This is a genomic window from Micromonospora orduensis, from assembly GCF_006228125.1.
Lineage (GTDB): Bacteria > Actinomycetota > Actinomycetes > Mycobacteriales > Micromonosporaceae > Micromonospora > Micromonospora orduensis.
Genome location: NZ_VDFY01000180.1, coordinates 24,141 through 32,735, shown reverse-complemented (window position 1 = coordinate 32,735; position 8,595 = coordinate 24,141). Strand labels below are relative to the sequence as shown.

Annotated in this window: 9 protein-coding genes and 3 pseudogenes; 6 read left to right on the top strand and 6 right to left on the bottom strand. The window is 74.4% G+C overall.

Translation table 11 applies throughout. The annotated features are described in order from the left end of the window. Positions 1-380: pseudogene (locus FHG89_RS19915) on the bottom strand (hypothetical protein); the annotation flags it as partial. Positions 381-406: 26 nt separating this feature from the next. After that, positions 407-1,774: an MFS transporter gene (locus FHG89_RS19910; RefSeq protein WP_139585899.1), complete on the bottom strand. Its 1,368-nt coding sequence runs from the start codon at positions 1,772-1,774 to the stop codon at positions 407-409. A gap of 57 nt (positions 1,775-1,831) precedes the next feature. On the opposite strand from FHG89_RS19910, the gene FHG89_RS19905 reads away from it, so the two are divergent. Genes FHG89_RS19905 through FHG89_RS19895 form a run of 3 tightly spaced genes read left to right on the top strand, consistent with a single transcriptional unit; the run spans position 1,832 to position 4,686 of the window. After that, a complete protein-coding gene (locus tag FHG89_RS19905; protein ID WP_244295640.1) occupies positions 1,832-2,479 on the top strand; it encodes a TetR/AcrR family transcriptional regulator in 648 nt (215 codons plus the stop codon). A 57-nt stretch (positions 2,480-2,536) separates the two neighbouring features. Continuing rightward, positions 2,537-3,871 carry a flavin-containing monooxygenase gene (locus tag FHG89_RS19900; protein WP_139585898.1) on the top strand — a complete coding sequence of 445 codons (1,335 nt, stop codon included), beginning with the start codon at positions 2,537-2,539 and terminating at the stop codon, positions 3,869-3,871. Continuing rightward, the gene (locus FHG89_RS19895) at positions 3,868-4,686 is read left to right on the top strand and encodes an SDR family NAD(P)-dependent oxidoreductase (protein ID WP_139585897.1); all 819 of its coding nucleotides are present in this window, start codon (positions 3,868-3,870) and stop codon (positions 4,684-4,686) included. Before FHG89_RS19900 ends, FHG89_RS19895 begins: the two co-directional genes overlap by 4 nt. A gap of 8 nt (positions 4,687-4,694) precedes the next feature. Here the strand turns inward: FHG89_RS19895 and FHG89_RS19890 are convergent, their stop codons facing one another. Beyond that, positions 4,695-5,345, bottom strand: coding sequence for a LysE family translocator (locus FHG89_RS19890; protein WP_139585896.1), 651 nt, complete (start codon positions 5,343-5,345; stop codon positions 4,695-4,697). A 230-nt stretch (positions 5,346-5,575) separates the two neighbouring features. Between FHG89_RS19890 and FHG89_RS19885 the strand changes: the two genes are divergently transcribed. After that, positions 5,576-6,061: a DnaJ family domain-containing protein gene (locus tag FHG89_RS19885; protein ID WP_139585895.1), complete on the top strand. Its 486-nt coding sequence runs from the start codon at positions 5,576-5,578 to the stop codon at positions 6,059-6,061. Positions 6,062-6,113: 52 nt separating this feature from the next. Beyond that, positions 6,114-6,656: a GNAT family N-acetyltransferase gene (locus FHG89_RS19880; protein ID WP_139585894.1), complete on the top strand. Its 543-nt coding sequence runs from the start codon at positions 6,114-6,116 to the stop codon at positions 6,654-6,656. Here the strand turns inward: FHG89_RS19880 and FHG89_RS19875 are convergent. The 3 genes and pseudogenes from FHG89_RS19875 to FHG89_RS19865 form a co-directional block, all read right to left on the bottom strand. Continuing rightward, entirely contained in the window at positions 6,653-7,228 is a 576-nt protein-coding gene (locus tag FHG89_RS19875) for a maleylpyruvate isomerase N-terminal domain-containing protein (RefSeq protein ID WP_208761027.1), read from the bottom strand. The two genes, FHG89_RS19880 and FHG89_RS19875, sit on opposite strands and share 4 nt — an antisense overlap. A gap of 44 nt (positions 7,229-7,272) precedes the next feature. Beyond that, positions 7,273-7,770: a hypothetical protein gene (locus FHG89_RS19870; protein ID WP_139585893.1), complete on the bottom strand. Its 498-nt coding sequence runs from the start codon at positions 7,768-7,770 to the stop codon at positions 7,273-7,275. 51 nt (positions 7,771-7,821) lie between these two features. Next, positions 7,822-8,301 (bottom strand): annotated as a pseudogene (locus FHG89_RS19865) (TetR/AcrR family transcriptional regulator C-terminal domain-containing protein); the annotation flags it as partial. On the opposite strand from FHG89_RS19865, the pseudogene FHG89_RS33875 reads away from it, so the two are divergent. Then, positions 8,273-8,468, top strand: a pseudogene (locus FHG89_RS33875) (zinc-binding dehydrogenase); the annotation flags it as partial. The pseudogenes FHG89_RS19865 and FHG89_RS33875 overlap by 29 nt on opposite strands. Positions 8,469-8,595: the final 127 nt, after the last annotated feature.

Below are 8,595 nucleotides of genomic sequence, written 5' to 3'. Positions count from 1 at the left end.
GCGTCGGCGGCCGCGGTCTCGGCGTCGTCGCGGGCCTCGTCCCGTTCGGTCTGCGCCGCCGCGATCTCGGTGGCGGCCTCGGCGTGGGCCTGGGCGAGCTGGCGCTGCACCCCCACCGGGGACAGCTCGGCGTGCAGCGCCTCGGTCAGCGTCTCGACGATCTGATCGAGCCGGTCCACCGCCTCCCAGGTGCGGGCCACCTGCCCGGGCAGGCCGGGGGCGTTGCGGTGACGCATGCGGCTGTTGCGCGACGCGCGCTGGCAGGCGCCGTCGTTGTCCCGGCAGTAGCGAAACGGTCGACCCGCGCCGACACGCTGCGGCACCGGACGTCCACAGTGGGCACACGGACGGGTCTCGGCGGGGGTGAGCTGCGCGTCCATCGAGGGCGAAGTCTAGTGCCGGCCGATCAGCTCGTCGCCCGGGCCGTCGCGTCCAGGGTGTAGCGGCGTTGCAGCAGCACCGCGGCGAGCATCGTCACCGCCGGCAGCAGCCCGAAGCCGTAGCGGACCGCCGCGAGCGCCGCGTCGGGCTGTACCGGAGACTCACCGGCCGTCGACGCCACGAAACCGCCCACGGTCAGGCACAGGGCGTACGCGTAGGGCCCGAGTGCCGCGCCGGTGGCCTCGGTGGCCGTCCACACCCCCGTGTAGGTGCCCGCGCCGGTCCCGGTGTCGGCGGTGGCGGCGGTGGCGGCGCGGATCACGTCGGGCAGCATCGAGAACGGCAGCAGCTGCATGCCGGCGAACGCCACCCCGAGCACCGCCACCGCCCCGATGAGCACCACCAGTCCGGCTGGGCGGCCCACCGCCAGCACCAGCGAGCCCACCGCGAACGCGCCCTGCGCGCCGAGCAGCGCCCGCTGCTTGCCGACCCGACGGGCCAGCACCAGCCAACCGGGGGTGACCAGCAGCGCCGGAGCGACGAACGCGGCCACCAGCACCGTGGTCAGTCCGGGCGCGCGCAGCTCGTACTCGGCGTAGTAGGGCACCCCGGCCAGCACCAGGTGCGTGGTGGTGGACATGGCCAGGTAGGCGGCGACGAGCCAGCGGAACTGCCTGTCGCGCAGCGCCGTGCGCAGCGCCCGCCACCCGCCGTGCCCCGCCGGGGTCGGGTCGGCCGCCGAGCCGCGCAGCCGGGCGATGCCGGCGACACCGACAAGCATGGCCACCAGCATCCCGACCGCGAGGACCAGACCCATCCGCTGGTAGCCGGCGCGGGTCGCGGCGTCGCCGCCGGTGAGCAGCGGGGCCAGCAGCCCGGAGAGCAGGATGCCCAGGGTCAGCACGACCATCCGGAACGCCATCAGCCGGGTGCGTTCGTGGTAGCCGATCCGCAGGTCGGCCGGGGTCGACAGATAGGGGACCTGGTAGGCGGCGAACAGCAGGTTGCCGGCCACGAAGATGACCGCCACCCACGCGGCGGCCGAGGCGCCGGTCAGACGTCCGGGCACCGCGAACAGCGCGGCGAACGCGAGCGGCAACGCGCAGCCGAGCAGCAGCAGCCGCCGCCGGTCACCCCGGCGGGCCTGCTCGACGTCGGCGCGATGCCCGACCCACGGATGCAGCACCACGTCCGCGATCTTCGGCAGCAGCAGCGCGAGGCCGGCCAGCCACGGCCCGACGGCCAGCACGTCGGTGAGGAAGTAGAGCAGCAGCAGGCCGGGCACTGTCACCCAGACGCCCATGCCGAGCGAGCCGGCCGCGAAGCCCGCCAGGGGGCCACGGGGCAGTGCCGTGTCGGTGGCGGCCGCGGGCCGCCGGTCGAGCCCGGTCATCGCCGCATCCTCTCCGCAATCCAACGGTTGCTGGATTCTAGGGGCACAATGGCGGCTATGACCATGCCCCGCCGTCGACCGGGTCGGCCCCGGCGCGACGAGACCCGACCGACGCGCGAGGTGGTGCTCAACGCGGCCACCGCGCTGTTCGCCGAGCGCGGCTTCGACGCCGTCGGGCTGCGGGAGGTCGCCGCCGCCGCCGGGGTCGACGTGGCAACTGTCGCCCACCACACGGGTACGAAGGCCGCGCTCTACGACGCCTGCTTCGCGCGCGTCTTCACCGCCGAACAACAGGTGCTGACCGAGGCAGCCGAGCAGGCCCGCTCGGCGCTGCGGGCCGGCCCGGACGCGGCGCGGCGGGCGCTGCACGATCTGGTCGACGTGTTCGTCGACTTCCTGGAGGACCGGCCGGAGACCACCGCGCTGTGGCTGCGCCGCTGGTTGGAGCCGCAGCGGCACGCCGAGCTGGACGAGAGGTACGCCGAGCCCCTGTACCGGTTGGTGGCGGAGCTGCTCACCGCCGCGGCGTCGGCCGGCGCGCTGGCGGAGCCGACCCCGCACGTCACCGTGCGCAGCCTGGTGTGGGCGACGCACGGGCACGTGGTGGCACTTGCCGCCGGTGCGCCGGGCGCCCGGGAGCGGCGCGAGTTCCGGGCGTTCGTGCACCGGCTCCTGGACGGGCTGTACGGGCCGCCGACCCCTTGACGGGCCGCCCCCGTCCGACGATTATCCATCGGACGTTGGATTAAGTGGGGGGCAGCGATGCAGGCACCACCCAGGGTGGCGGTGATCGGCGCCGGCGCGGCGGGACTCGCCGCCGTCAAGGCGCTTCGCGACGCGGCCGTGCCGACAGTGTGTTTCGAGTCCACCGACCAGGTCGGCGGACTGTGGGTGTACGGGGCACCCGACTCGCCCGCGTACCGCACCCTGCACCTGAACACCAGCCGTGGCCGCACCGAGTTCGCCGACCACCCGATGCCCGCCGACTGGCCCGACTACCCCGACCACCGCCGCGTCGCCGGCTACCTGGCCGACTACGCCGACCGCTTCGGCCTGCGCGACAGCATCCGCCTGCGGCACACCGTCGAGCGGGTCACCCGCGATCCCGCCGGCCGGTGGACGGTGCGCGCGGACGGACCCGACGGGCCGGTCGAGGTCACCGTCGACGCCGTCGTCGTCGCCAACGGCCACAACCGGGTACCCAGGCTGCCCGAGCCCCCGTACGCCGGCACGTGCACCGCCGAGCAGCTGCACAGCCACGACTACCGCGGCCCCGAGCAGTTGGCCGGCAAACGGGTCCTCGTCGTCGGGGGCGGCAACTCGGCGATGGACATCGCCGTGGACGCCTCGTACGCCGCCGAGCGGACCCTGCTGTCGCTGCGCCGGGGCGTCTGGGTGGTGCCGAAGTACCTGCTGGGCCGCCCATCGGACACCCTCAACGGGGCACTGGCCCGCCGGCTGCCGTGGCGGCTGCGCCAGCGGATCACACAGACGATGCTCACCGCCACCGTGGGCAGTCCCACCCGGTACGGCCTGCCGGCGCCCACCCACGGCTTCCTGCAGGACCATCCGACGCTCTCCGACGGGCTGCTGTCCCGGCTCACCCACGGCGACGTGGAGGCGCGGCCCGGCGTCGCCGCCCTCGACGGCGACCGGGTCGAGTTCACCGACGGCCGCAGCGACACCGTCGACCTGATCATCTGGTGCACCGGCTACCGGGTGGAGATCCCGTTTCTCGAACCGGAACTGCTCGGCGGCGGCGCCGACACCCTGCCGCTGTACCGGCACGTGTTCCACCCCGACGCGCCCGGCCTGACGTTCGTCGGGCTGATGCAGTCCACCGGCTCCGCGTTCCCCCTGGTGGAGGCGCAGGCCAAGCTGATCGCCGCGCAGCTCGCCGGCCGGTACGCGCTGCCCGAGCCGGACCGGCAGCGCGCCGCCTGCCGGGCGGAGCTGCGCGCGGCGACGGCCCGCTGGGGTCAGCGCCGACCGGCGATGCGGGTGGACTTCGACGCCTACCTGGCCGAGCTGACCCGGGAACTGGCGTCCGGCGCCCGCCGCGCCCGCGCCGTGACCCCGGCCGGGGCGAAGCAGTGACCGGCCTGACCGGCCGGCGGGTGCTGGTCACCGGGGCGAGCGGCACGTTCGGCCGGCACCTCGGCGCCGCGCTGCGTGCCGCCGGCGCCCAAGTGGTCGGGCTCGACCTGCGCCTGAACACCGACGACGAGTTCCCCGTGCTCGGCTGCGACCTCACCGACCCGGCCGCCGTACCGGCGGCGGTGCACGACGCGGTCGAACGGCTCGGCGGGCTGGACCTGCTCGTCAACAACGCCGGGGTCGGTGGCCCCGCCCCGGCCGAGCTACCGCCCGACGAGGTGGTACGTCAGCAGTTGGAGGTCAATCTGCTCGCCGCGTGGCGGACCACCGCCGCCGCGCTGCCTCCGCTGCTCACCGCACGCGGTCGGGTGATCTTCGTGGCCAGCCGGATGGCGGTGCTGCCGCTACCCCTCGCCGCCGCGTACGGAGTCAGCAAGCGGGCCCTGGTCGCGTACGCCGACGCGCTGCGCCACGAGGTGGGCACCCACGTCGGGGTGAGCGTCGTCTACCCGAGCATGGTGGCGTCACCGATCCACGACAGCACCGCCGAGGCTGGCCTGTCCCTGCGCGGGGTGTCCCGCCCGGAGCCCGTCGACGGCGTCGTCGCGGCGATCCTGCGGGCCGCCACCGCCCGCCGGGCGCCCCGGGACGTGGCGACCACCAGGCGTGGACGCCTGGAGATGGCCGTGGCCCGGCACGCGCCGGCGCTGGCCGACCGGATGGTGCGCCGTACCCTCGCCGCCCGGCTCGCCGCCGGTGACCTGGACGCCGCGCCGCTGGCCGCCGGGATGCTGCGCCGCCACCGGGGGCGGTGACCGCCGGGTCAGGGGGTGGCGACCGCGGCGCGGGAGCGATCGGCGGCGATGCGCACGGCCAGAGCCGCGAGGGCCGTCCCGGTGACCCACCGCTGCACCCGCAGCCACACCGGCCGGCGGGCGAAGAACCCGGCCAGGGTGCCGGCGCTGAGCACGATCAGCGCGTTGAGGCTCAGCGCGACGGTGATCTGGGTCAGGCCCAGCAGCAGGCTCTGCGCCGCCACGTGCCCGCGCGCCGGGTCGACGAACTGCGGCAGCAGCGACACGTACAGGATGGCGATCTTCGGGTTGAGCAGGTTGGTGACCAGGCCCATGGTGAACAGCCGCCGCGGCCGGTCCGGCGGCAGCGGCTCGGGCGTGAAGGGTGACCGGCCGCCCGGGCGTACCGTGCGCCAGGCCAGCCACAGCAGGTAACCGGCCCCGGCCAGCTTCACCACCGCGTACAGCGTCGGCACCAGGACGAACACGGCGGCCAGGCCGGCGACCGCCGTGGTGAGGTAGACGCCGAACCCGGCGGCCACCCCGAGCAGCGAGATCAGCCCTGCCCGGCGGCCCTGCGCGACCGAGCGGGAGACCAGGTAGACCATGTTCGGGCCCGGTGTGAGCACCAGCCCCAACGCCACCAACGCGATGCCCAGCAGTGCACCCGAACCGACCATGACGATTCCCCCCCCGTTCCACCGCCGTCCGGAACGACCGTAAGCCCGCGGCGGCGGGTTGTCCCGGGCCACCTGCCAGGCCGTGGCCTCGGATCCGGGTCACCGGGGCGCACACCACACCCGCGGGTGTGCGGCGGGAATGGCCACGGGCGCGGGCGCGCTGATCCGTCGCAAGCGCGTGTCGCCGGCCGGCGGCGGCGCGATACGGTGGCCAGGGGAGGTGGCGCAGGGTGACCGAGGCGTGGGACGCGGCCGTCGAGGCGCAGATCCGGGGAGCCGTGCAACGCGGCGAGTTCGACAACCTGCCCGGCATGGGCAAACCGATCCCCGGGCGCGGAACGGCGTACGACGAGTCGTGGTGGATCAAGAGCTTCCTGGAGCGCGAGAAGCTGCCCAGCGACCTGTTGCTGCCCACCCCGCTGCAACTGCGCCGGCGTATCGAGCAGGTCCCCGACGAGGTCCGCGACCTGCCCACCGAACAGTCCGTACGGGATTTCGTGGGCCAGCTCAACGCCCAGATCGTGGCGTGGCTGCGCAACCCCGAGGGCCCCCGCGTGGTCGTCCGGCCGGTGAACGCCGACGAGGTGGTCCACCGCTGGCGCGCCGAGCGCGCCCGGCCCGAGGTCACCACGCCCGCCGTCGAGCCGGTGACCGCCGTCGCGTCGCCGCGCCGGACGCGCCGGCGCTGGTGGCTGCGCTGGCGTCGCCGGGGCTGAGCCGCGACGGGCAGGGCACCCGGATCGGGGCTCGCGGCGGCAGACTGTGCGGATGCTGATCGAGCTACGGGCGCCGGCCGTTCCCCCGGCGCGGGAACTCACCCTGCGGCCCTGGTGCGCCGACGACCTGAACGCCGTCGTGGACGCGTACCGGGATCCGGTGTTGCGGCGGTGGACCCGCCTGCCCGTGAGCAACGCCGCCGAGGGGCGGCGGTGGCTGGACCGGGCGCGACGGGACTGGGACGACGGCCGCCGGTACACCTTCGCCGTCCTCGAGGACGACCCGGACGGCCCACGGATCGTGGCGAACGTGGTGCTCAAGTACCCCACGCCGGACGGCCCGACGGCCGAGGTGGGGTACTGGACAGCGGCCTGGGCCCGCGGTCGTGCAATCGCCCCCCGGGCGGTCGTCGCGCTGAGCGGGTGGGCGTTCGACCGGTTTCCCGGCCTGACCCGACTCGACCTGCTGCACCAGGTGGACAACGTGGCGTCCTGCCGGGTGGCGCAGAAGAGCGGCTACGCGTTCCGCGAGGTGCTGCCACCCCGACCGCCGTTTCCGCTGGACGGCCACCGGCACTCGCTCGACGCGCCCTAGTCCACGGCGGCGCGCCACCTCCAGGAGGTGCGGCGCGCGCGGCCCGGCAGCTCACCGCGACCGGTCATCCACAGCAGCACGTCGGGCGCGGCGCCGGTCGGGGCGTCCGGGAAGAGTCGCCGCAACACCAGCGTGCTCAGCTCCGGAGGCGGCTGCCACGGCACGCCGAGGCCGACTGTGATGTCGTGCGTGTGCAACAGCGTCTCGGGCACCCCCATGGCGACGAAGCCCGCCGGGTCGCAGGGCCCGAAGTGCCAGGCCCGCGCGTCCGGTGCGGCCGCGTCGACGGCGGTGGCGAGCATTCCGGCGCAGGCGCGCACCACGGTGAGCACCTGCGCCGGGGTCGCGGTGGAGGAGACCCGCAGGTCGTACGGGAGGTACCCGCCGTCCGGGCTCGCGGTGACCTGGCCGGCGTACGCGAGCAGGTCGTGCGCGACGTGGGCCGCGGTGGTCCAGCAACTCCACGTCAGCGTGCCGGCCGGCACCGACCAGTCGCGCTCGTGGTGCGGGCGCAGCACGCGCGTCATCTCGTCGGCCGCCGCACGCACGTCGGTGCCGGTCACCGCTGGCATCCGTCGACCCTCGCAGGCGCCCGGCGGGGGTGCAACCGGAATCGTCAGCCGGGATGCGACCCGAGACGCTCGGTCGAACCCGTCGCCAGCGCCTGGTCGACGTGCTGGATGCCCGAGCGGATCAGGTCGCCGTACTGGTCGGCCGGCAGGGACGCGACCAGGTCACGGGCGGTGCCCAGGTGCGCCCGGGCCCGGGTGGTGTCGCCGAGTCGCCGGTGCACGTCGGCGAGGTTCAGGTGCAGCGACGGCAGGAAGCCCCGCACCTGAAGCGTGCGGTCGTACCGCTGGGCGCGGTCGTCGGTGAGGTCGGCGACGGCGGCGAGCGCGCGTTCGTCCCACACCAGTTCGGCGGCGGCGGTGTCCTGAAGGTCGGCGAGGTGGTGGGCGAGGGTGCAGCGGTGCAGCGCGTCGCCGGTCGGGCCGATCTCGTCCCAGAGGGCGGTGAGCAGGTCCCGTGCCCGTGTCGGATCGCCGCTCGGGCCGAGCTGGACCGCCTCGACGATGCGCGTCATGGTCGGGTCGGGTGTCGACTGGTCGTTCATGCCGTCGATGCTCGGGCCTCGACCCGGTCGAGGGTCAAACCGCCTGTGGTGTCACCGGGTGCGGTGGGCCGAGGTCCAGCCCCGCTGTCGCAGTCGTTCGATGCCGTCCAGCAGCAGGTCCAGTGCGAACTCGAACTCGAACTGGTCGTCGCAGCCCTGCCCGACGGTCGACGCGTCGTCGTGCGACGCCGCCGCGGAGATCTCCGCGAGGTGCGGGAACCGGGCCGCGATCTCCGGCGGGAGAGCAGTCGCCGCGTCGGCCTCGGCCACCCCGGTCTGGCCGGCGCGGCGGGAGGCGTCGAACAGTTCCTGGCTGAAGCCCAGGATCCGGCTGCCCATCGCGTGCATGACGTGGTGGGCCAGATCGGCCGAGAACCCGCCGGCCCGCAACGTCCCGACCATCGAGTCGAGGTAGTCCAGCAGGGCCATCGTGGCCATGTTGCGCGACTCGATGGCCAGCGGCGCCCACGGGTGGCGGATCAGCATCTGCCGTGCCGAGAGGGTCCGCAGGCGGACCGCCTGCTTCCAGTCGGTGTCGACACCCAGCCGCCCGCACCTGGAGGCACTGCGCGCCCACGCCGAAGGCCGGTCGCCTCATCCCGGTCATCGACCGCAGCTATCCGCTGCCCGAGACGGCCGATGCCATCAGGTACCTCGAAGGCGAGCACGCACGGTCGAAGGTCGTCATCACCATCTGACCGACCCACAGGACGCACCCGCCGCGCGGTGTCCGTCGGGCGTGGACGGCCCGAGACCGATTATTAGATTGTCAGTAACAGTAATCCGATAATTCATCGCCCAAAACAGGACGTAACGTACACACAT

Bases quoted from the DNA above. Each gene is read 5' to 3' on its own strand.
- FHG89_RS19910 (WP_139585899.1), bottom strand. From the start codon at position 1,774: ATGACCGGGCTCGACCGGCGGCCCGCGGCCGCCACCGACACGGCACTG.
- FHG89_RS19905 (WP_244295640.1), top strand. From the start codon at position 1,832: ATGACCATGCCCCGCCGTCGACCGGGTCGGCCCCGGCGCGACGAGACC.
- FHG89_RS19900 (WP_139585898.1), top strand. From the start codon at position 2,537: ATGCAGGCACCACCCAGGGTGGCGGTGATCGGCGCCGGCGCGGCGGGA.
- FHG89_RS19890 (WP_139585896.1), bottom strand. From the start codon at position 5,345: ATGGTCGGTTCGGGTGCACTGCTGGGCATCGCGTTGGTGGCGTTGGGG.
- FHG89_RS19880 (WP_139585894.1), top strand. From the start codon at position 6,114: ATGCTGATCGAGCTACGGGCGCCGGCCGTTCCCCCGGCGCGGGAACTC.
- FHG89_RS19875 (WP_208761027.1), bottom strand. From the start codon at position 7,228: ATGCCAGCGGTGACCGGCACCGACGTGCGTGCGGCGGCCGACGAGATG.
- FHG89_RS19870 (WP_139585893.1), bottom strand. From the start codon at position 7,770: ATGAACGACCAGTCGACACCCGACCCGACCATGACGCGCATCGTCGAG.